Here is a 21080-nt window from a genome sequence, read left to right as displayed (position 1 = left end):
AAATTTAGCAATATTACAACAGCTATTTTTTTTAATGTCAGGGTTTGGCACCGCCAATTTTGTATTTTTTCGGCCATGGAATTTATAGATAAAGTTCGCAACAAGCCTTCCGTTCAAAAAATCATGAAGTTTTTCCCGGCAATCGCCTTTTTAGGCGGTTTCGGCTGGGATTCCATTACCCTGGGAATGTCTATCGATGATTCGGACCTGTGGTTTCTGCTGGCCTACTACACCGGCGCCCTGATCCTGGTCATTTTGCTGTCTGCCCGCCTGGAACACCCTGAAGGATGGACCAAGGAGCGCCTAGCAGCCGCTGCCGCCGCACAGCCTGTAAGGCCCGCCGCCAAAAGCACGGCAAAAACCGACAGCAAGGCCGAAGCAAAGGTTGAACCCCCTGCCGAAATCAAGGCAGAAGCCCCCAAGCCCGCAACTGCCGCCAAGGCCGCCCCCACCGGCAAACTGGGCAAGGCCGCCGAAATGGCAGCAGGAGTGGCCGCAAATGCAGCAGGTGTAGCCGCAAACGCCGCGGGAGTTGCCGCCAAGGCAACTGCAAATGCCGCAGCAAACGCCGCCGGAGCTACCGCCCGAGCCGCAGCAAACGCCGCCGGGAAGCTGGCCGACAAGGTGGGCTACGAAAGTACCGCCATCCCCCAGAACGCCATCGTCGTAGAGCACCACTTCCTGGACCGCGAATGGAGTCCCGTCTGGAAGGACCGTTTCACTTGGGCCCTGCAGTTCTTCTTCGGCGGCATGTTCAGCGCCCTGGTGGTCTGCTATTTCAAGAGCAGCGGTTCCATCGCCTCCTTCATCCTCGTTATTTTACTTGCAATTCTCCTGGTCGGAAACGAATTCCTCAAGAAGCATTACGAAAGTTTCGGCTTGAACCTGGCGCTGTTCTGCCTGCTGGGAACCATGTTCATGAACTTCACCATCCCCCATGTGGTTCACAGCATCGGTTTCGGATGGTTCTTCCTCTCTACACTTCTTTCCTTCGGCATCTGTACCGCCATCTGGAAGATTTCCCGCCGTTCCAGGGGCGTCCTGATTGCACCCGCCCTCATCAGCATCCTGCTGGTGGTTGCTTACCTCATGAACTGGGTTCCGCCTGTTCCCCTGGTATTAAAGCAACACATGGCCTGCCAGAATTTTGACAAGGCTACCTACACCTGCGACATGGACGAACCCACCTTCCTGCAAAAGATCGGCCTGGGCACCCCCACCGTCCATAAGCAAGAAGGCAACGAAGTCTACTTCCTGGCCTCGGTTTATGCCCCCGCCAAGCTCAAGGCCGAAATAGAATACCGCTGGTACTACGAAGACCCCACCACCGAAAAGTTCAAGCTGACCGACAAGATCTCTTCGGGCCGCATGGTCATTAACGGTGGCCGCGAAACCGGATTCCGCAGTTTCTCTCGCAAGAAGAACGCGCCCCCCGGCAAATACCGCGTAGAAATCGCCTACAAGAACGGCGCCGTGATTGGCGCAGGTGCGTTCGAGGTCTTTGACGCCACCCCCGAAGACACCTTCGTCCGCGATACCCTGCAGTAATCAACCTGACTCCCCTACATAAATATTAAAGGTCAGACGAACTCTTTCGCGGATCAAACCCATAAAAACAAAACGGACTAAACCTGCATCAAAGCAAAGTTTAGTCCGTTTTTTGTGCCATTCCGAGGTCTACAGCCCCGAGGGAGCCCGCAGCAATTACTTACTCGGGCTGATTTTGTTCAGGCCGATTACTTGCCCAGGCCGAAGCGGATAGCGCGTTCACCCTGCACGCGGAGCACATACACGCCGCTATTCAGGGAGCTCAGGTCAACCATCTGACCGGCAGAAACATTGCCGCTCATGGCTGCACGACCGCGAAGGTCCACAACTGCATACTGCAGGTCCTTGCCGCGAGAAACGCTGAAGTTCATGTTGCCTGCGCCCATGCGGATTGCAGAAGCCTGGGCAAGCATAATGGGCTTGCGTTCGATACCCACCACAGGTTCGCTCTGGGTCAGCTTGTAAAGGAACTCGAAGGCTCTCTTCTGCACTTCCTTTTCGTACTTGGGATCGTCATCGTAGAATTCGTGGGCAACACCTTCGACAAAGTAAGTTTCATGTTCAATCTTCTTCTTGGTCAGCAGGGAGTCAATCACATAGCTGCCATACAGAGTGGGAGCGTGCAAATCCAAGGCATAAGAAGCCACAGTGGCACCCAATTCAGATGGAATCAGGTTCTGCAGCACCTTGGCCACATTGCTCAGGGGGCGACCCGTCTTGAAGTAAACGGTTTCATCCTTGGTGCCGTGAATCAGGAGCACCGGAGTCTTATTGTCACCAATCATCTTCAGGTTGTGAACGGCACCCCACAGGGCAACCACACCGTTGGCAAAGGGATTTCCCTCAGAACCGTAATCATCCAGGAGACCCAGGTCAGGAGCGCCCTTCTTCTTGATATAAGAGGGGAAATCATCTTCGGTACGGGCATAAACATCTTCCAGGGAGATGATTGCGCCGGCGCTATTTCCGAGGAGGTAGATACGTTCGGGGTTGATGCCGTACTTGTCGGCGTTGGCACGGAAGTAACGAACGGCGGCACGAACGTCCTGAACGCCACGGTAAACGGCGCGGGCGAAGTCAACGCTATCGATGCTGAGCTGCTTATCCTTACCGGTCAAGGTTACGCCCAGGCGGTATTCAATGGAAGCGGCCACGTAACCGCGGGCAGCCAGGGAGTCGCAATAGTTCACGGACTTCTGTTCGAAATCGTCCTTGGCACCGGCCACCATGGCACCACCATGACTCACGATCACCAGGGCACGATCCTTGGCCTTGTCATCCTTCGGTTCATAAAGGTCCAGCTTCAGGTCGCGCTTTTCGGTATCATTTTCGTTGTTGTAGAAGTAGGCGACCGTCGTGGGGTCCTGCTTCAGAATTGAAGCTGCCTGATTGTACTTCAGCAGGGATTCCGTAATGGTATGATAGGAGCTGAGGTGCGGCACCTTGGTAGCGAAGCTAACGTCAGTAGTCTTCTTGACCTTGAACTGGCGATCCTTATAGCGTTCTGCGGCAGTTGCAGACGTCGAAAGAACCAACATAGAGAGCGCAACGGCGGCTACGCCCCATGTTTTTGATGAAAAATAGTTCATATTCTCTTCCTTTCTTAAAAATTCGGCGGGAAATATAGACAAATTTTCATAAATTTGTAGGTATGACAAAGATTAAAACCGCAACTCTGCAAGGAAAGTGGACTGGTGATACCAAGTCCAACAACGAATGGTACAAGGCCGAAGCCCGCAAACTCAAAGGCCAGGGTGTCGATATCATCATCCTCCCCGAAATGTTCCACACGCCCTACTTCCCCTTCGAAGAAAACGCCGACTTCTTCGACATGGCCATCGAAAAAGATGACGTCCTTGTTCAGGAATGGCAGAACATCGCCCGCGAATTGAACGCCGTCGTGGTGTTCCCCTTCTTCGAAAAGCGCGCCCGCGGCATCTACCACAATTCAGCCTTTGTCTTTGAACGCGACGGAAGCATCGCCGGCCTTTATCGCAAGAGCCACATTCCCGACGATCCCGCCTTCTACGAAAAGTATTACTTCATCCCCGGCGACACCGGCTTTGAACCCATCCAGACTTCCGCCGGCAAGATCGGCGTGCTGATTTGCTGGGACCAGTGGTTCCCCGAAGCCGCCCGCATCATGAGCCTGAAGGGCGCAGACCTTCTGATCTACCCCACCGCAATCGGCTGGATGAAATCCGAACCCGCAGAACTTTACCCCCGTCAGCAGGACAGCTGGACCACCGTCATGCGCGGCCACGCCATCGCCAACCGTACCTTCGTGCTTTCTGCAAACCGCATCGGCACCGAAGGCGAACTGACCTTCTGGGGAACAAGCTTTGTTGCAGCCCCCGATGGCTACCTGATCAAGAAATGCGATACCGATTTCCTGGGAGCCTCCATCGTAGAAATCGACCTGGGCGAAACTGAATTCAATCGCCGCTGGTGGCCGCACTTCAGAGACCGCCGAGTAGACCTGTACGGCGACATCCTAAAAATCTGGTGCGACTAGGACGCACCTTCGGTGCGTTGAGGTTTAGGGAGGCGTCGCCGACCGACCTCATCGCTCAAACCTAAAATTGGAATTATCTATGGCTACATCTAATTCTCTCCGATATCCCGCTGAATGGGAAGAACAGGCAGCCACCTGGCTCGCCTTCCCCCACAATCCCAAGAACTGGAACGGCGAACGCGGCGTAAAAATCCGCGCCTTCTATTTCAAGCTGATCAAGACCATTACCGATTTCCAGCCGGTCAACGTCATTGTCCCCAGTCAGAAGTTCTTCTCTGACGAAGAAAAAAGTATCCTGGCCTCCTGCAAGCACCCGGCCAACGTCATGGTCATCAAGAACAACGACATCTGGATCCGTGACTACGGTCCGTTCTTCATGCAGAAGGGCAAAAAGAAAGTCATCGTAGAAACCCAGTTCAACGCCTGGGGCGCCAAGTTCCCCCCTTGGACTCTCGACAACAAGATTCCCGCAGCCATCGCCGAAAAGACCGGAACCAAGCTGGTCAAGAGCGTTCCCTACATCTTTGAAGGCGGCGCCATCGAAGTGAACGGCGACGGTCTGGGCATCACCACCCTGGATTGCCTTATCGGCAAGAACCGCAACGCCGACAAGGACCTGCCCAAGGTTGTAAAGGCCCTCTGCAGCGCCTTTGGACTCCGCGATCTGCTGGTCCTCCCCCACGGCCTCCACGGCGACCACACCGACGGCCACATCGACAACGTCGCCCGCTTCGTAGAAAAAGACCGCGTGGTCATGTGCTGGGCCGAAGGCAAGTCCCCCAATGCCCCCATCCTCGCCGAAGCCAAGTACCTGTTGGAAGCCTGGCTCAAAAAGCACTACGGTGATTCCGCCAAGGTCGACACCCTCCCCATGCCGCCCCAGCGCACCTTGCCCACCGGCGAAATCATGCCAGCAAGCTATATGAACTTCATTTATGCAAATGGAGCATTGATTTTCCCCAAATACAAGTCTCCTAACGATGCAGTCGCTATGAAGTATTTCCAGAGCGTCTATCCCGATCGCAAGATTATTGCGATCGATAGCCGAACCGTTCTGGAAGAAGGCGGAAGCCTTCACTGCATGAGCAAGCACGAGAACGCATAGTTCAAGCGAACTCTTTGAAATATGGGCCGCAGAAAAAACTGCAACCTGTAAGAAAAGCCTCTTGATTCAATCAAGAGGCTTTTTCTTTTGGACTTGTAGAAAATGCAGAACGTTTGTGCAAAGCAAAAAAAACGTCCCCCCCAAAAAAAGAGGAACGTTTCTCAGTTTTTTACTTGAAATTTTCAAGTAGCTTCTATGCGTTTTCCAGCAGTTTCTGGACGCTCTGGGCAAACTTTTCCAGGCTGGGGTCGCGGGCGCCCATCAGGAGGATGGTATCACCGGGCTTGGCGTCGGCGACCATAGCCTTGGCACATTCATCACGCTTTTCGATGTAACGTGCATCTGAGCCAAGGGCCACCAGGTCGTTGGCCAGATCGCCTGCAGAAATGTCACGAGTAACCGTTCCACCAGCGTAGTAGATTTCGCTGAAGTACATTGTGTCGGCGGCACGTTCCCCGTCTGCGGAGGCTGCGTCGGAACCGCGCAGAGCCTTGTTGATGAATTCAACCAGATCGTTACGCAAGAAGCGAGTAGGTCCAAATCCATGAGGCTGGAACCAAGCCAGAACGCGGCCCTTGGTGAAACTCTGGGCGCTCAGGATACTTGCAGAAATCTTTGCTGGATTGTGGGCAAAGTCATCCACCAGGGTAACGCCATTGAAGGTTCCCAGAATCTGATGACGGCGGAACACGCCCGGGAAGGAGCTGAGGGCGTCCGCGCAAGTCCTAAGACTTACGCCGGCCTTGAGCGCGGCTGCGGTTGCAGCCAGGGCATTTTCCATATTGTGACGGCCCGGCAGCGGCACCGTAAACTTCACCAGTTCATTATTGTGACGGCAACGGAAAATGATGCTGGGGCCTTCCGTGCGGAAGTCAATGCCCTGGACGCCCACATAGCTTTCAGTACCGAAATCGTTATGACGATCCTGGCTGAAAGGCTTTGCCAGCGGATGAGCGTCATTCACAATCAGGGTCTTGCCGTTATTCAAAATGTTGTCGCGGAACTTGCCGAAAATTTCCTGCAGTTCGCTCATTTCCTTATGGTCCTTATCCACGTTCAGAATAAGACCTACTTCAGGTTCGTAGCGGACCAGCGTTCCATCGCTTTCGTCGGCTTCAACCACCAGCCATTCGCCAGAACCGCTGACAGCGTTACCAATCTTGCCTTCCTTCTGGAGGTTCACAAGGCCAGCGCCAGTCATTACAGAAGGCTGCAAACCGGCGTACTGCAGAATGTGGTAAATCATGGCAGTCACAGTGGACTTTCCACTAGTACCGCTCACAGCAATGGTCTTAGCTTCCTTGGAAATCTTGGCCAGCATTTCGCTGCGGTGCATCACCTTCACACCAAGTTCCTTGGCACGCTTCAGGTCCGGATTGGAATCTTCGATGGCGGTGCTGACCACAACGGCGGTCAAGTCTGCGGAAACACCGGAACCATCCTGGGCAAAGCACTTGATACCGCATTCTTCCAGTTGTTCCATGACGCGGGGCTTCTCGCAGTTGCCTGCAAGATATTCACCAAACTGACGGTCGGAACCGCGAACTTCAACACCGCGGCCTGCAAGATACTGACCGATGGCACTCATGCCAACACCAGCAACACCAATAAAGAAATAAGCTTCCATAATTCAGGCGGCTCCTGCGCCAATTATAAAAGGTTCGGATCAATTGTGGGTTCGTAACCGGGTTCCACGAAGTCTTCCTTGGCAACGCCTCTCTTGCGGGCGGCCTTCATCTGCTTGATGAGCTTGCGTTCGGCAGCCTTGGCCTTACGGGCAGCGGCACGTTCCTTACGTTCAGCAAAACGCTGGGCACGAGTCTTACGTTCCTTATAGGGAGCGGCCTCTTCCGGAGTGATAGCCAGGAGTTCGTCGCTTTCGTATTCGTCGATGTAATCGCCCTCGTCCTCAAAACGCATTTCGGGATCCAGTTCGCGGAAGGCGGTATCGTCTTCAGAGAAGTTGGGAGCGTCTTCGGGGCATTCCTTCTTCAAGAGTTTCAGCACCTTGTCGAAAGGCTTTTCCAGAGGAACCTTGAACTTCATCTTCTTGCCGGTAGTCGGGTGAATCAGTTCAATCTTCACAGCCTGCAGCAACTGGGCCGGAGCAATTTCCAGAACCTGTTCTGCATATTCGCGCATCAAGGGAGACACGCGGTTCAGGCAACCTTCGCGACCATCGTACAAGGGATCGCCCACCACAGGGTGGCCCATGTAACGGCTATGCACGCGGATCTGGTGAGTACGGCCGGATTCCAGCTGCAGTTCCAGAAGGGTTGCAAAATTAAAGAACTTCTTGGCGGTATAATGGGTACGGCTTTCCTTGCCGCCATTGACCACAGCCATCTTCAAGCGGTTCTTGGGATTACGACCAATGGGCGCATCGATGGTACCTTCCAAGTCGCGAACATGGCCCCACACCAGAGCGTTATAGGTGCGGTGCAAAGTGCGGGTTTCCAACTGATGTGCCAGGTGACGGTGAGCGTTGTCATTTTTGGCAACCACCATCAAACCCGGAGTGTCCTTATCCAAACGATGGACAATACCCGGGCGCAGAGCGCCATTGATGGTAGAAAGGTTTTCCTTGAAATGGTACAGCAAACCGTTGGCCAAGGTACCACCCTTTACGCCGGCACCCGGATGCACCACCAGATTACGGGGCTTGTTGATCACCACAATATCGTCATCTTCGTAAACGATATCCAGAGGAATTTCTTCCGGTTCCAGGGTAGAGGCTTCCTTTTCGGGAACTTCACCGCAAACCACCACCATACCCGTTTCTACACGGAAGTTCTTGGGAGTGGCCACCCCACCCACCTTCACTTCGCCGGCAGCGATCATCTTCTGCACATCGGTACGGGAAACATTTTCAAGAACGCCAACAAGGAACTTGTCGATACGTTCACCATTCTTCTTTTCGTCTACGAGATAATTCATACAAGGGTAAAGATAGAAAAAAGCCAAATCCCATTTAAGATTGGAATACAGCAAACAGTACAATTCAGACTTTTTGGATTTATATTAATCGGTATGCGATACTGTATACGATGTGCAAGGGATATCGGTGAAGGGCACGAGTATTGCCCTCACTGCGGGACTCCGCAAAAGAGCCCCCTGCCTCGCCCAGTACCTGCAAAAAAGAAAGCGATCTGGTTCAAGATCGCAATTATCGTGGGAATCGTGCTGGTATTGATTATCGCGGTCTGCGTATCCATGGCAGTCACCGTGTACGAAGATTCGAAACCCAATCCCGACGCCATCATCCACAACGCAAACGGGTCCATCACCACCACTGCAAAGACACTGCTCAAGGAATTCAACGACAACGAAATCCGCGCCGGCGAAATGTTCAACGAAAAGCGGGTCTCTTTCTCAGGATGCGTGGAATCCGTCAACGACATGCTCCTCTTTTCGACGGTTCACATCAACAACTGCGGAATCCTGGGCTCAAAAACCATCAAGGCCATCTTCCCCACCTCGGCCAAAAAAGACCTGGCCACCCTGGTAAAAGGGAACAAGGCGACCATCACCTGCACCATCGTAGATGGCGGCAACATCATGGGCGTCCTGGCAAAGGAATGCCTTGTAAATCGCTAGAAGTTAACGGTTCCAGCCGGAATGGCCGTCACCATAAAGCAGGGGACCGTTATCATCGGGGTGACCTCCCCCGGTAACCGCGCCCTTCACTCCAAGCCAGCCACGCATCCTTTTGATACGTTCGGCCTTGCGCTTTTCGTCATCAAGTTTCTTCTCTTCATTAAGGCACTGTTCGTAGGCATTTTCGTCGTAGAGAGACATAGATTATCTTCCTTTGTAAGAAAGATAATCATTTTTTGCAAACTATCTCTCAATGAATTGAGCTTTTTCCTCTAATGAGAGGTCGTTTATTGACTTGCCGACTTGTTCTGCATACGCAACCAAGGCACGATGATCATATCGGCAAGATGGAGCCACCTTGTAAGGGTCAATGTTCGCCACATATTCACCATGATTGTCAGCCAAATTCATCGTCTTTTCATTTCCACTCATAGGTGTAATTCTCCAAAAGTTTCCTTGCAGACTTAGGCTCCAAGAGGAAGTGATAAGGGTGGCGGATACCGACAAAGAAGCACCCTAGAACTTCAATATAGTGATTTAACAATTCTTTGTTAAGAGCATAGCCATAAACATATCCCTCATATCCCCATTTAATCGACATATCCACCGCAATGGCGAAAAGATGACCTCCGACACCAGCATACCTTTGCGAACCAAACAGATGCTTGTTATTCCTAGGAGCTGTACACGCCCAATGCAGCTGAACAACCTTGGATTCAGGTTCATTTTTAACAGCTACAAGCCCCTGAATTTCTCCTGAATCTTTTAATCCAAGGGCAAATACATCAATTTCCTTGGGAATCTTATTCCAGTCTATCCCCCACCCTTTTTCCTCTGTAAAATTGTCTAGAAAAGACCTGCTCTCTATCTTAAAAACAGCAGTTTCCTTTATCTCGCCGGTTTCATTATCCTTAAGGCATGGGACTATTTCGTCAAGCCAAATATCCACGCACCCTATTTCTGTATATTGCATATATCCTCTGTACGTTAAAACCATCATTTTCCCCACGTCGGGAAAATGATCGATAGCATTCTTCTGATTTTGTGATGTTCTAGCACTGTTGTTGGCAGGGGTATTCCCTGGCTTACGTAATGAGCAGGCTGCGTCTCCTGCCAGCTATCCAACAACATCAACCAGATGGTTAATGAGCCTTGCCGCGAATGCACGTACGGACTTATGCAAGTCTATGTCGACTGTCGCAAGGATTGGTGAAATACGGAATGAAATATAATTAAAGATTTTGACAGTAAAGTGTCAAAAACAAAGCGTCAAAGCATAATTTTGATATTTTTTATTTCATTTTTACATTTGGTATTGCATTTTTCAACAGGTTAAGCTATTTTACGGGTATGAAAAACTCAACCGTTAGCTTAAAAAGAATTCTCCTGGAGAACTTCAAAAATGTCAAAAAAGGTGAAATTTCCCTAGTTCGCAAGGTGGAAAATGGAGCCTGCATTGTCGGCATTTACGGGCAAAACGGCTCCGGTAAAACGGCTATTATCGAAGCAATGAGTTTGCTGAAGCATTGTCTTCTGGGGTATCCTATGGACCCCACCATTACGAATTATTTTGCATCCTGCATTAACGTAGATAGCGAATCTGCACGTCTTGAATTTGAATTTGCCATTGAAGACGTTGAAGCCGAAACCAACTACAAGGTTGTCTATTGCTTCACATTGAAGAAAGAAGATAGCAACCGCAATACCAAGCTGATCATTTGCGACGAAAAGATTTCCTATTCCAGCAAGAATAAAGACACTGCAACAAAGTTTGTAGATTATGTAGATACCGATAGCGAAGCGCCCTTTGTGCCGAAATCAAAATACGACACACTTATCGGCAAAGACAAAAACAAGAAAACCGCTTTGCTCGTCGCAAAAAAAATGGCAGAGGCAAATACAGCATCCTTTATCTTTTCAAAGGAAATGCACGATGCCATACAGTTCGAAGAAACAAACTCCATTTTGGAACGTTTGGCAAATTATGGCGCACGAGAGCTCTTTGTGATTAGAACAGCATCGACAGGGCGAATCACCTTGAACGACATGCCAATCCACATTTCTCTGGACCACAATGTGGATCATAAGTCTGGTAGTTTGCTGTTGCCCTTGAACAGGCCAAATACGGTCGCACCGCATATCCTTCAGATTTTGGAACGAACCATCAATAGCCTGAACATTGTGTTGCCGCAAATTGTTCCCAATCTTAAAGTAGGCTTGAAACATCTTGGCCAGGAACTCATGCAAAACGGCATGCCGGGCCATATTGTGCAAATGACATCCAGCAAAGATGGCCACGAATTTCCATTAGCTATGGAATCCGACGGCGTCAAGAAAATTATATCTATCCTGTCGCTACTCATCGACGTTTACAATAACCATTCCATTACAGTCGCCATTGACGAATTGGACTCCGGTATTTTTGAATACCTGCTTGGTGAAATTCTCAGAATCATTTCTGAAAAAGGCAAGGGACAGTTGCTGTTCACATCCCACAATCTTCGTCCACTTGAAACGTTGGACAAAAACTTCATTGTATTCACGACTACGAATCCGGAAAATCGCTACATCCGCTTTAGCGGCGTGAAAACCACCAACAACTTGCGCGATTTCTACTACCGTGACATTATTCTTGGCGAGCAGAGCGAACCCGTTTACGAGACCACCAACAATTCCGAGATTGCCTTGGCATTCAAGATTGCAGGAGGCTCCAATGGCTCGTAAAAAGGTCGTGTTTGTCATTGTAGAAGGCCCCTCCGATGAAACGGCCCTGGGCGTAATCCTTTCTCGTTACTTTGACAAGGATTCCGTCTATACTCATGTGATGCACTGTGATATTACAACAGAATTTGACCAGGACACCCGTCAAAAAGTCGGTTCTGCAGACATCACAAAGAAAATCGCAGAAGTGGTTAAGAGATGGGCTGATACCAACCGCCTTAAACCGGAACATTTTGAACGTATCATTCACATTGTTGATACGGACGGAGCCTTTGTCGCAGAGGACTATGTAATTCAAGGTGATGTAGAAAAGCCTTTCTACACCCTAACGAAGATATTGTGCCCTGTACGTAAAAACATTATTGAACGCAATGAGAGAAAGTCCAAGAATCTTTTAAGACTCGCAAGTACGCCTACAATTTGGAAAGTTCCTTACAACGTTTACTACATGTCCTGCAACTTGGACCATGTACTTTACGACAAGCAGAACTCCAGCGATAGCGACAAGGAAAATGACGCCTTGGAATTCGCCCTACACTATAGAGATAACATTCCCGAATTCGTCAATTTCATTTCAAAGTCTGATTTCGCATACAGGCCAAACACTGAACATTCTTTAATCGAGATCTACAAGGAATCCTGGAAGGAAATCCAGGTGGGTTGTAATTCGTTGGAACGCAGGACGAATTTCGGACTGGTGTTTGGGTGAAAAAAGATATTTATAATTCAAATGGACCTTCTATTTTTTCGATAGAAGATTCTTTTGCTAAATGCGTGATAAGATAATCCCCAAAGCCCTCGTTATATTTTCGTTCAGATTTACCAAAAATTCGGTTTCAAGGTCGTTCCGTTCATCTATGGAGAGCTTGTCGGCTTCTTCTTCACTTTCGGCACCTTTGTTCATCATGCGGGTATACACCGATTCATCCGTCTTATAGATGTTGGGGAAGCCCTCGAATACCACACTGAATGTTCTTGACTACATATTTAGACATAAGCAACTCCTTCTTGGATTCCTATACCAAATATAGGAGCAAACCTCCGTCCGTTGGATTCAATCCGAAGCACCATCCCGCGCAAGGGATACCCATAGGATTCAATCCGACGCACTTTCCCGCGTAATGGATTTGCCTTGGGATGCAATCCGACGCACCATCCCGCGTAATGAATTCGCCTTGGAATGCAATCCGACACACTTTCCCGCGTAATGGATTTGCCTTGGGATGCAATCCGACGCACTTTCCCCACTTTTTAGCTGCTAATTTGAACAGCGTTTATTGTAAATTTTACTCATTTGTTCAGTATCAAAAATCAGAAAAATGCATTTTTTTCTTCATTCATACGCCAAAATGGCCAGTTCATACGGAACACCCCCCAAAAATGTGGTTTTTGCGAAAACTTTTTTGTACATTCTTTTGCAAGGAAATGTTCGAACAATTATCCTAAAAAAGACAAACAAACTTTCTTATATAAAGGATTAAAAATATGAACAAAATCAAAAGAATTAATTTCCATAGCATGCGCAACGAAGAAGTTCGCGCTTTCCACTACGAATGTCTGAAATTCACCAAGTATCTTTCGTCCGACATCTTTTCAAACAACGTAGCCGCCTACGAAAATGTATTCCAGAAATATAGTGATGCGTTAAAGTTGAACGCTACCGAGAACTTCGAAACCACCAAGGATCTTGATATCAAGCGCACCGATATCTATGTGGCCTGCCGACGTATCGCCCTGGGATTGCAGCAGTTCCCCAGCCAGGATCCGGTCATCCAGAACACAACGGCAAACATCGTTGAGTTCTTCAGCAAGGCTCCCACCATCCACAAAATTGCCCAGAATCAGACTAGCGGTATAATCAAGGGGATTGTGGAGAGTTGCTACGCCCTGGACTCCAACGCCCTGGAGGCTTGCGGTTTCAAGGTTTACCTGGATCAGCTTAAGGAAGCCAACGAGCGTTTCATCGAGGTTTCTGCCGAGCGCGCAGCCGCCTTGGGGAATCGCGAGACGGAGCTGGTCAAGCACACCCGCGATGAGTTGAACGAAATTTTCGACCGTGTGTGCTCCGGCGCCGAAGGCCTTGGCGCATCAGGTAACGAAGACTGTCTGAACTTCGTCAACAACATCAACGGAATCATCGAACGATTCAGTTCCGTCTACAAGTTGCGTCAAACCCTCAAGCAAAACGCCAAGGAAAAAACAGAAGAAAAATCTGAAAACAAAACCGTGGTTGCCTCCGCAGTGAAAGCAGCCTAAGCCCAAAACTAATTAAAGGAGTTCGCCCGGCCCATCAAAAAAAATGGCCGGGCTTTTTTACACAACAAATTTCTTACAAAATCATAAAATATGTAAAACCTACGATTATGTTTCTAGGTTAACACTTGTTTACCTGATGTTCATCCAAGGTATGCCATAGACAAATCGTCTATGGCATTTTTGGTTCGGCCAGATTAAGGGGGTTCTTTTTAGGGTAGATTATATTTGGGCGAATTTTTGCCCGGGATACAATAAGGAGTTCTTGTGAAGCACAATTTCCAGAAAGCTTTTGTGGCGGGGCTTTCCGCCTTGGGTTTGGCCATGTTCATGGCCTGTAGCGACGATTCCACCCCTCATGCGGCCGACCCAGTGGTTGATCCCTCTGCCGGATTAGAGGAACAGCCGCAAAGCGGCGTCAACCAGCCCGAAACCCCGGCAGACCAGTTTCCGGCCGAAAATCCCGACCCTAGCGAAAATACGGTCCCGGCAGAAAGCTCCGAATCCGGCGAAATTGCAGACCCGGCCCCCACATCCAGCGAAATCGCAGAAATTTCAAGTTCTTCCGAAGAGGTTTCCAGCTCCAGCGAAGAGGAACCCGCCTCTTCCGAAACGGTTCCTGCCGAGCCTTCCTACGCATTCGGCTATGCCCTCAAGAACGCCCCCACCCCCAGTAAGGGTTGCGGCAGGGAAACCACCCTCAAGACCGACAAGTTGGTCGAAAATGGCGAGCATCATGTGGTCAACGTTAACGGTACCTACCGCGAATATTTTATCACCCTGCCCAAGAATTACGACAATACCAAGCCCTACAAGCTGCTGATCGCCCTCCACTGCTACGGCAGTTCCGCCGAGGACTTCGTCCACCACACACCGGACTACGACCACCCCACTCCCTATTACAGCCAGCAGGCCCAGGATACCGAGGGTAACTACATGTTCGCCTCGCTCCAGGCGGTAAATGGCCTGTGGAACCAGGGTCAGGCAGACCATGATTTCTTCGGTCAGGCCCTCACCACCATCGAAGACAACTACTGTATCGACACCAGCCGCGTGTTCATTACCGGTTTTAGTTTCGGAGCCATGTTCTCTTACTCCCTGATGCAGGACTACCAGGAACGTATCCGCGCCGCCGCCACCTATGCCGTGGCCGATTACAACATCTGGCTCCCCCAGGATGCGGGTACCGACAAGAACCTGCCCATGGCCTGGATGAATGTTCACGGCCAGAACGACGACCGCTGCCTTTACGACAAGGCAAAGAACAGCGCCCTCCCCCGAATTTTAAAGAAAAATGGCAAGGCCTCCGACGGAGATAGCCAATTTACCGACGCCAGCGGCGAAATCATGGCCGAAAACCAGGGCAGCACGGGCCACACCTGCCACGACTTTACCACGGTAGACGAACGATTCCCCGTAAAGTTCTGCAGCTGGCCCGGAAACCACCAGTGGACCGCCCACGACACCGGCAACATGGGTATCGGCTGGGGCTGGGAAGACACCTGGGTCCCCGAAGAGGTCCACAAGTTCTTCGAGCAGTTTTAATGACCGTCTAATTTGGAATGAAACTATATTAACAAGAACAATCCCAACAGCAATGCAAATCCTGATGACGAACTGAACGAAGATCAGCTGGACCAGGTTTCTGGCGGCGGAAAATTCGGCGGTTTGGATATTGCAGGTTCCCTCGGCGACGTCAGCAAGGACTTCAACAAGGGCAAAAACAGCGATCCGAAGTGTAATAGATTCTAATAATGGTGTAAATTTCTATAAAAGTAAGAAAAAAAGTGTTTTTTTCTGTACAAAAGAGTTATATATAGCGATAGAAATCTTAGACGCCATCATCAAGGAGAAAAAATGGCACGTAAAAAGGTTAATAACGACCTGGACAACGAACCGATCGTACCTAACGAAGACGTTGAGCTTGAAGAAAACTCCATCTTCGAAGAAGAAGAAGACGAATCCGAAGACAAGGGCATCGACGAGATCCTGGGTGGAGCAACCCTGGGCCGTGCCGCTGGTGACCTTGACGGCTGGGGCTCTTCTGAATACGAAGACAACTAAGCGCCAGGTTCTTATCGCTTAAAAGAAGCGTTCCTCCAGTGGAGGAACGCTCTTTTTTTATTCAGTCTGCCCTAGCCGGTCTAAGCCGGGCCGAGTCTAAGCCGGCCCTAAACCAGGCCAAGTCCGGCCCGCGAAAACGGCATAAAAAAAGAAAACCCTCGTTTTTCAACGAGGGTTTCCTTTAAGTTTTCTTAAGCTAGAAGCTTAAAATTACTTGGTGATGACCTTGGCCATTTCGCAAACCTTGTTGGAATAGCCCCATTCATTGTCGTACCAAGCGCAAACCTTCACGAAGGTCGGGTCGAGCTGGATGCCAGCCTTGACGTCGAAGATGGAGGTGCGAGCATCGTTGCGGAAGTCGGTAGAAACGAGAGCTTCGTCGGTGTAACCGAGGATGCCCTTCAGGCCGCCGTCGCAAACGCACTTTTCAGAAGCTTCCTTCATAGCAGCGCAGATTTCTTCGTAGGTAGCAGCAGTCTTGAGTTCTGCAGTCAGGTCAACGAAGGAAACGTCAGAGGTAGGAACGCGGAGGGACATACCAGTGAGCTTGCCGTTGAGCTGCGGGAGAACCTTACCAACAGCCTTTGCAGCGCCGGTGGAAGACGGGATGATGTTTTCGAGAATGCCACGGCCACCGCGCCAATCCTTCATGGAAGGACCGTCAACAGTCTTCTGAGTAGCAGTTGCAGCGTGAACGGTGGTCATGAGGCCACGGACGATGCCGAACTTTTCGTCGAGAACCTTGGAAATCGGAGCCAAGCAGTTGGTGGTGCAGGAAGCGTTAGAGATGATGTCCTGGCCAGCATAGGTGTTGTGGTTAACACCGTAGACGAACATCGGAGTAGCGTCCTTGGAAGGAGCAGACATGATAACCTTCTTGGCACCAGCCTGGATGTGCTTGCGAGCCAGTTCGTCGGTCAGGAAGAAACCGGTGGATTCAACAACGACGTCAGCCTGGAGAGCGCCCCAAGTGATGTTCAGAGGATCGCGTTCTGCGAAGATCTGGATCTTGTTGCCATCAACGATGAGGTAGTTCTTTTCGCCCTGTTCGAAGGAAACTTCGTGTTCGAACTTGCCGTGCACGGAGTCATACTTCAGCATGTATGCGAGGTAGTCGACAGTGAGGAGGTCGTTGATACCAACAACCTGGATGTCGTTAGAGAAGTTTTCCACAGCAGCGCGGAACACCATACGGCCGATACGACCGAAACCATTGATACCGAGTTTGAGAGCCATTATTGGATCCTTTTTTAGTAGTGAATTGTTTGCACCCCCTACAATAGGGAACGCTCAACTGACTCCAAATTTATTAAAATTGCGAAAGTTGAAAAGAGTCTTTTGAAAATTTTTTGCTTTTTATTGGCTTATGAATTTGAAAATTGCCCAAATGTTCCGTTTTGCCCCCCTTTTCGGGCTGTTTTTTCTGGTTTCCTGTGCCGGTAACGGTGCTCCCCTGACCGAAAACACCCCCCAGTCCGCCCCCGAAGAGGCTACCCAGGGTAGTTACGCCGACGATTATTTCGACGACGGCACCCCCACAGCCGCCTCGACCCTGAACAGCCAGGCAAAGTCCGCCCCCGCCGCTAAGAAATCAGCCCGTTCTGGCGCCATCGGTTCGGCCGGTTTCAATTTCAAGGTCAAGAACCCCGCAGACTGGGCCCTGATTAGCGGCCCCGAAGCCGGAGAATCCGGCGTACCCTACGAATTTTATAATGCTAGCACTGGGCGCCGTGCGGTCCTTATAGAAGTGGAACTCCCCCAGGGCGAACCAATGCGCCTGATGGACCGAGCCCAGGTAGAAATGCAGGCTTTCGAAAGTAGCGGAAAGAAGGCCACCCTGGCCGAAACCTACCCCGAAGAGGCTTTCGGGACTACCGGTGCCTTCTTTGACGTGGCCGGCAAGCGCTACGAAACCCCTTATGAGGCCGTAGGCTTTGTCACCGGCGGCGGCAACCATATTTATACTCTGACGCTTTCGGCTACCGACGATGTTCCGGCTCCCGGTGCCCTCAAGGAAGAATGGAAGGAATTCTTCGCCGACTTCCAGATGCTGGAGACCGCCCAGGAAACGGGCCCCGAGCTTTCTCCGGAGAACGTCCAGAGCTATCATTCCGACGCCCTGGGCTACGACTGGGCCGTAAAGGACACCCTCTGGCACCACTGGATGGGGATTTCCCGCCAGAACGAGGACCCGGACCTGGTTCTTTCTAATAAGGCCGAGGATGTTTCGCTGTTTGTGTACGGCGCCATGATTCCCCAGGACGAAGTGAGCCAGCAGGACCTGTTCAAGGTGCTTTTGGTGCGCCTTGGAGTGGATCCGGGGAACCCCACCCTGGACGTGCAGCACCAGAAGATCAAGGATGCCGACGGTAATATCCTTTATGCCCAGGATTTTACCCTGACCCACACGGTGAACAAGTTCGACTTCTATTACACCGGTCGATATATATATAATGAGGGTCGCGGGATTTTGATCGTCTCCTGGACCCAGGGGATAAATAAGGGCAAGTACAGCAAACTGATGGATCGAGCCGTAGAAGGCTTGACTATGGGAGCCGCTCCTGCCGCAGACGCCTCTGCCGAGGCCGCCAAGAAGCAGGCCAAGTTCAACGCCGCCATCATGAGCCAGGTGGGCCTGCTCCGCCTGCTTGAAAATCAGCCCCTGGTGGCCTTGAGTTACTTCGAGCGCGCCAACAAGATGGACCCCGAGGAACCCCTTTACCTGATCAACTGCGGTTTCGTGTACCAGATGAAGGAACTGTACGGCCCGGGTATCAGCCATTTTGAAAGCCAGAAGGAACTGGTCCGCAAGAACGGAAAGCTGCTGAGCATTCTGGGCGAAATGTACGAGGCACTGTTCGACTATGGCCGCGCCCGCGAATGTGCCGAAGGCGCCCTGCGCTACACTCCCAACAATCCTGAATATGTAATCAACCTGAGCGACGCCTTGTGGGGCCTGGGCCAGCGCAACCAGTCCCTGATTGTGGTGCAGCGTCTTTACGATACCCAGCCCAGCAGCCGTCTGGGTGTGTACCTGGCCAAGACTTACATGGGGCTTGACCAGTACGCCGAAGCGGTGGACGTTCTTTATGGTGTCCGCGGACGATTCGGCATGAGCGTGGAACTGGGAACCGCCTTGATGGACGCCCTCATGTTCCTGGGCCGCTACGAGGAGGCCCGCGCCATTAGCGAAGAGACTCTGGCCAAGGACCGCAACGATTATAAGATCTGGACCACCCAGGGTAAGATCCTTTTCTATTCCCGCAATTACCGCGAAGCCGAAAAGAGCCTGACCAAGGCCCTTTCCCTGCGCCCCGATAACGAAGATGCCAAGAGTTTCCTGTCGGCTACCAAGGCTTTCCTGGGCAAGGCTGACAACCGCACCCTGCAAAAGCCCATTACTCCGGTGGAAGACCGCACCTCTGACCTGAAGAAGCTGCTACGCCCCGAAGCCAAGGCCGAAGCCGTAGATGGGGACTTCCCCGCCGTGGTCCATTACAACAAGCACGCCCTCAAGGCCGACAAGGGCGCAAGCGACAAGGGGTTCGCCTGGACCCGCACCGAAGAAATGCTCATGGAAATCCTGGATGTGCGCGGTGCCGCCATCTATCGTGAGTTCACCTTCGACTTCTTGCCCGGTTTTGACCGCATTTATATTAACGCCCTGGAAGTCTACGACAGCAACATGAAGCTGAAGCAGAAGGCCAGCCTGAACGGTGCCTATATTACCTATGCAACCGAAGTCGGTGGCGGCAACGAATCCCAGACGGCCCACTTCCCCCTGACGGACTTGGAACCGGGTGACTTCGTGTACATGCAGTACAGCCGAACCAACATCGAAAACAAGGGCATGATTCCCTACACCAACTTCATCAGTTCCAAGGATGTTCCCGTTGGTGAATCCGTATTCCGCATCTACGCCGACAAGGACCGCTTCGTTACCGAAGAATATGGTCCTCTCGAACGTCAGGAAATCAAGGGCGGCATGGAATGGAAGATCAACAGCCCCGTGGTGATCCGCAAGGAGCTCTACATGCCTGTTTACCGCGACTTTGGCGCTGGTGTCATGCTCACCGGCAAGCAGGAATGGGCTTCTGTTGGCGAAGATTACCAAAACTTGATCAAGCATCAGTTCAAGCAGGCCGTTTCTGTTCGCGAAAAGGCTTTTGAAGTCAAGGGATCCAAGGCAAACGACAACGCCGTCAAGGCCATCGTCAACTTTGTGCGCCGCGATATCCGTTACCGCGACATTCGCTTCGGCGGACACAGCCTGATTCCGCAAACAGCAGAATCCACCCTCAAGCAGCACCGCGGCGACTGTAAGGACATGGCCCTCTTGCTTAAGGAAATGCTGCAGTCCATTGGCGTCAAGAGTTATCTGACCGCCATCCACCTGACGGAAGAAGGTTTTGAACAGCTGCCCACCATCCAGCAGTTCAACCACATGATTCTTTATATTCCCAAGCAGGGGAACATCAGCGAAATGTGGGTAGACGCTACCGACAAGACGGGTAACGACCGCCCCGTGCCCCTGGATATGGAAGGCAAGGTGGCCTTGATCATTGACGACGACAGCAGCCGCGTGGTGACGACGCCTATCCTCGAAGATAATCAGGAACATCAGATTTCTGTGGACCATCGTCTGTTCATAGGCAACGACGGCGCTTGCGAATTTCGCGACTCCGTGGCTCTGGCAGGCAAGTTCGGAAGCGTCATGCGTAACCGTTTCTATGGCCGCGACGTCAAGGAACAGGAAAAGCTGATGGAAGACTTCCTGGCCTCCGGTATTCCCGACGTAAGTATCGGAAATATCAAGATCGAGAATCTGACGGAGTTCAACAAGCCCCTGGTTCTTGTGGTGACTTACGCCTCCAAGGGTTACTTCGGTCAGGGCGGTTCCGAACTGAAGGGACGCTTCCCCAACGTGTGGGAACGTAGTTTGTTCAAACTCCCCAAGGTTTCTAAGCGTCATCACCCCATCCGCATGCCTCACGAAACGCTGTTCAGCTACAGCCTGAATGTGAAGGCCGCCGGTGGCCGCGAAGTGGCCGTGAATGGCCCCAAGGCACTGACCCGCGCTCCCGACTACGTCAGCTACGAAAAGGGCTGCGCCGAAGGCACCAACGCCCAGAATTGCATCAAGTGGACTACCTTCGCCCTGTACGCCGACCCCAGCGAATACGAAAAGATTCGCGAGGAATGGACCTACCTGCTAAGCGAGACCAGCCCCATGATCATGGTGAAGTAAGTTCCTAAACGGTTCAATAAAGACCTTTT

General features: G+C 51.2%; 18 protein-coding genes. 10 read left to right on the top strand and 8 right to left on the bottom strand.

The genetic code is table 11. The annotated features are described in order from the left end of the window. Positions 1 to 75: 75 nt before the first annotated feature. On the top strand, positions 76 to 1548 hold the full coding sequence (locus MMG03_RS01930; protein WP_249505503.1) for a DUF2914 domain-containing protein: 1473 nt from the start codon (positions 76 to 78) through the stop codon (positions 1546 to 1548). Positions 1549 to 1736: 188 nt separating this feature from the next. Here MMG03_RS01930 and MMG03_RS01925 read toward each other — a convergent pair whose 3' ends face one another. Then, positions 1737 to 3137 (bottom strand): carboxylesterase family protein, encoded by a 1401-nt coding sequence (locus tag MMG03_RS01925; RefSeq protein WP_112131790.1) that lies wholly within the window; start codon positions 3135 to 3137, stop codon positions 1737 to 1739. Positions 3138 to 3199: 62 nt separating this feature from the next. On the opposite strand from MMG03_RS01925, the gene MMG03_RS01920 reads away from it, so the two are divergent. Both MMG03_RS01920 and MMG03_RS01915 read left to right on the top strand, forming a co-directional pair. Further along, complete coding sequence (locus tag MMG03_RS01920; RefSeq protein ID WP_073161616.1) at positions 3200 to 4063, top strand: carbon-nitrogen hydrolase; 864 nt, start codon at positions 3200 to 3202, stop codon at positions 4061 to 4063. A gap of 79 nt (positions 4064 to 4142) precedes the next feature. Continuing rightward, positions 4143 to 5168: an agmatine deiminase family protein gene (locus tag MMG03_RS01915; protein ID WP_088658507.1), complete on the top strand. Its 1026-nt coding sequence runs from the start codon at positions 4143 to 4145 to the stop codon at positions 5166 to 5168. Positions 5169 to 5361: 193 nt separating this feature from the next. Here MMG03_RS01915 and murC read toward each other — a convergent pair whose 3' ends face one another. Both murC and MMG03_RS01905 read right to left on the bottom strand, forming a co-directional pair. After that, a complete protein-coding gene (gene murC, locus MMG03_RS01910; protein ID WP_249505502.1) occupies positions 5362 to 6795 on the bottom strand; it encodes a UDP-N-acetylmuramate--L-alanine ligase in 1434 nt (477 codons plus the stop codon). Positions 6796 to 6818: 23 nt separating this feature from the next. Next, positions 6819 to 8105, bottom strand: coding sequence for an RluA family pseudouridine synthase (locus MMG03_RS01905; protein WP_249505501.1), 1287 nt, complete (start codon positions 8103 to 8105; stop codon positions 6819 to 6821). Between the two features lie 93 nt (positions 8106 to 8198). Between MMG03_RS01905 and MMG03_RS01900 the strand changes: the two genes are divergently transcribed. Further along, positions 8199 to 8765 (top strand): OB-fold protein, encoded by a 567-nt coding sequence (locus tag MMG03_RS01900; RefSeq protein WP_249505500.1) that lies wholly within the window; start codon positions 8199 to 8201, stop codon positions 8763 to 8765. 3 nt (positions 8766 to 8768) lie between these two features. Here MMG03_RS01900 and MMG03_RS01895 read toward each other — a convergent pair whose 3' ends face one another. The 3 genes from MMG03_RS01895 to MMG03_RS01885 are packed head-to-tail and all read right to left on the bottom strand — an operon-like array spanning position 8769 to position 9738. Further along, positions 8769 to 8966 carry a hypothetical protein gene (locus MMG03_RS01895; RefSeq protein WP_073235284.1) on the bottom strand — a complete coding sequence of 66 codons (198 nt, stop codon included), beginning with the start codon at positions 8964 to 8966 and terminating at the stop codon, positions 8769 to 8771. A 42-nt stretch (positions 8967 to 9008) separates the two neighbouring features. Beyond that, positions 9009 to 9197 carry a hypothetical protein gene (locus tag MMG03_RS01890; RefSeq protein WP_073235281.1) on the bottom strand — a complete coding sequence of 63 codons (189 nt, stop codon included), beginning with the start codon at positions 9195 to 9197 and terminating at the stop codon, positions 9009 to 9011. Beyond that, on the bottom strand, positions 9184 to 9738 hold the full coding sequence (locus MMG03_RS01885) for a hypothetical protein (protein ID WP_073235432.1): 555 nt from the start codon (positions 9736 to 9738) through the stop codon (positions 9184 to 9186). Before MMG03_RS01885 ends, MMG03_RS01890 begins: the two co-directional genes overlap by 14 nt. Positions 9739 to 10115: 377 nt before the next feature. Here MMG03_RS01885 and MMG03_RS01880 point away from each other — a divergent pair, with 377 nt between their 5' ends. Together MMG03_RS01880 and MMG03_RS01875 are read left to right on the top strand one after the other, a co-directional pair. Next, positions 10116 to 11489 (top strand): ATP/GTP-binding protein, encoded by a 1374-nt coding sequence (locus MMG03_RS01880; protein WP_112131787.1) that lies wholly within the window; start codon positions 10116 to 10118, stop codon positions 11487 to 11489. Further along, a complete protein-coding gene (locus MMG03_RS01875; protein WP_112131786.1) occupies positions 11479 to 12195 on the top strand; it encodes a hypothetical protein in 717 nt (238 codons plus the stop codon). The genes MMG03_RS01880 and MMG03_RS01875 overlap by 11 nt, the downstream gene beginning before the upstream one ends. A gap of 57 nt (positions 12196 to 12252) precedes the next feature. On the opposite strand, the gene MMG03_RS01870 is transcribed toward MMG03_RS01875, so the two are convergent. Further along, positions 12253 to 12450: a hypothetical protein gene (locus MMG03_RS01870; protein ID WP_112131785.1), complete on the bottom strand. Its 198-nt coding sequence runs from the start codon at positions 12448 to 12450 to the stop codon at positions 12253 to 12255. Positions 12451 to 12971: 521 nt separating this feature from the next. Between MMG03_RS01870 and MMG03_RS01865 the strand changes: the two genes are divergently transcribed. From MMG03_RS01865 to MMG03_RS01855, 3 genes are all read left to right on the top strand, one after another. Then, positions 12972 to 13742 carry a DUF6261 family protein gene (locus MMG03_RS01865; RefSeq protein ID WP_088665710.1) on the top strand — a complete coding sequence of 257 codons (771 nt, stop codon included), beginning with the start codon at positions 12972 to 12974 and terminating at the stop codon, positions 13740 to 13742. A 264-nt stretch (positions 13743 to 14006) separates the two neighbouring features. Continuing rightward, positions 14007 to 15284 (top strand): hypothetical protein, encoded by a 1278-nt coding sequence (locus MMG03_RS01860; RefSeq protein WP_249505499.1) that lies wholly within the window; start codon positions 14007 to 14009, stop codon positions 15282 to 15284. A 312-nt stretch (positions 15285 to 15596) separates the two neighbouring features. After that, positions 15597 to 15803: a hypothetical protein gene (locus MMG03_RS01855; protein WP_073160655.1), complete on the top strand. Its 207-nt coding sequence runs from the start codon at positions 15597 to 15599 to the stop codon at positions 15801 to 15803. Between the two features lie 210 nt (positions 15804 to 16013). Here the strand turns inward: MMG03_RS01855 and gap are convergent, their stop codons facing one another. Then, the gene (gap, locus tag MMG03_RS01850) at positions 16014 to 17039 is read right to left on the bottom strand and encodes a type I glyceraldehyde-3-phosphate dehydrogenase (RefSeq protein ID WP_073160653.1); all 1026 of its coding nucleotides are present in this window, start codon (positions 17037 to 17039) and stop codon (positions 16014 to 16016) included. A 151-nt stretch (positions 17040 to 17190) separates the two neighbouring features. On the opposite strand from gap, the gene MMG03_RS01845 reads away from it, so the two are divergent. After that, a complete protein-coding gene (locus MMG03_RS01845) occupies positions 17191 to 21051 on the top strand; it encodes a DUF3857 domain-containing protein (protein WP_249505498.1) in 3861 nt (1286 codons plus the stop codon). Positions 21052 to 21080 lie beyond the last annotated feature (29 nt).

Source organism: Fibrobacter sp. HC4 (assembly GCF_023373925.1).
In the GTDB taxonomy this organism is placed as follows: Bacteria; Fibrobacterota; Fibrobacteria; order Fibrobacterales; family Fibrobacteraceae; genus Fibrobacter.
Note: the sequence above shows the minus strand (reverse complement) of the source record. Positions and strands in the feature narration are given on the sequence as shown.

Bases quoted from the DNA above. Each gene is read 5' to 3' on its own strand.
- MMG03_RS01930 (WP_249505503.1), top strand. From the start codon at position 76: ATGGAATTTATAGATAAAGTTCGCAACAAGCCTTCCGTTCAAAAAATC.
- MMG03_RS01925 (WP_112131790.1), bottom strand. From the start codon at position 3,137: ATGAACTATTTTTCATCAAAAACATGGGGCGTAGCCGCCGTTGCGCTC.
- MMG03_RS01920 (WP_073161616.1), top strand. From the start codon at position 3,200: ATGACAAAGATTAAAACCGCAACTCTGCAAGGAAAGTGGACTGGTGAT.
- MMG03_RS01915 (WP_088658507.1), top strand. From the start codon at position 4,143: ATGGCTACATCTAATTCTCTCCGATATCCCGCTGAATGGGAAGAACAG.
- murC (WP_249505502.1), bottom strand. From the start codon at position 6,795: ATGGAAGCTTATTTCTTTATTGGTGTTGCTGGTGTTGGCATGAGTGCC.
- MMG03_RS01905 (WP_249505501.1), bottom strand. From the start codon at position 8,105: ATGAATTATCTCGTAGACGAAAAGAAGAATGGTGAACGTATCGACAAG.
- MMG03_RS01900 (WP_249505500.1), top strand. From the start codon at position 8,199: ATGCGATACTGTATACGATGTGCAAGGGATATCGGTGAAGGGCACGAG.
- MMG03_RS01895 (WP_073235284.1), bottom strand. From the start codon at position 8,966: ATGTCTCTCTACGACGAAAATGCCTACGAACAGTGCCTTAATGAAGAG.
- MMG03_RS01890 (WP_073235281.1), bottom strand. From the start codon at position 9,197: ATGAGTGGAAATGAAAAGACGATGAATTTGGCTGACAATCATGGTGAA.
- MMG03_RS01885 (WP_073235432.1), bottom strand. From the start codon at position 9,738: ATGCAATATACAGAAATAGGGTGCGTGGATATTTGGCTTGACGAAATA.
- MMG03_RS01880 (WP_112131787.1), top strand. From the start codon at position 10,116: ATGAAAAACTCAACCGTTAGCTTAAAAAGAATTCTCCTGGAGAACTTC.
- MMG03_RS01875 (WP_112131786.1), top strand. From the start codon at position 11,479: ATGGCTCGTAAAAAGGTCGTGTTTGTCATTGTAGAAGGCCCCTCCGAT.
- MMG03_RS01865 (WP_088665710.1), top strand. From the start codon at position 12,972: ATGAACAAAATCAAAAGAATTAATTTCCATAGCATGCGCAACGAAGAA.
- MMG03_RS01855 (WP_073160655.1), top strand. From the start codon at position 15,597: ATGGCACGTAAAAAGGTTAATAACGACCTGGACAACGAACCGATCGTA.
- gap (WP_073160653.1), bottom strand. From the start codon at position 17,039: ATGGCTCTCAAACTCGGTATCAATGGTTTCGGTCGTATCGGCCGTATG.
- MMG03_RS01845 (WP_249505498.1), top strand. From the start codon at position 17,191: ATGTTCCGTTTTGCCCCCCTTTTCGGGCTGTTTTTTCTGGTTTCCTGT.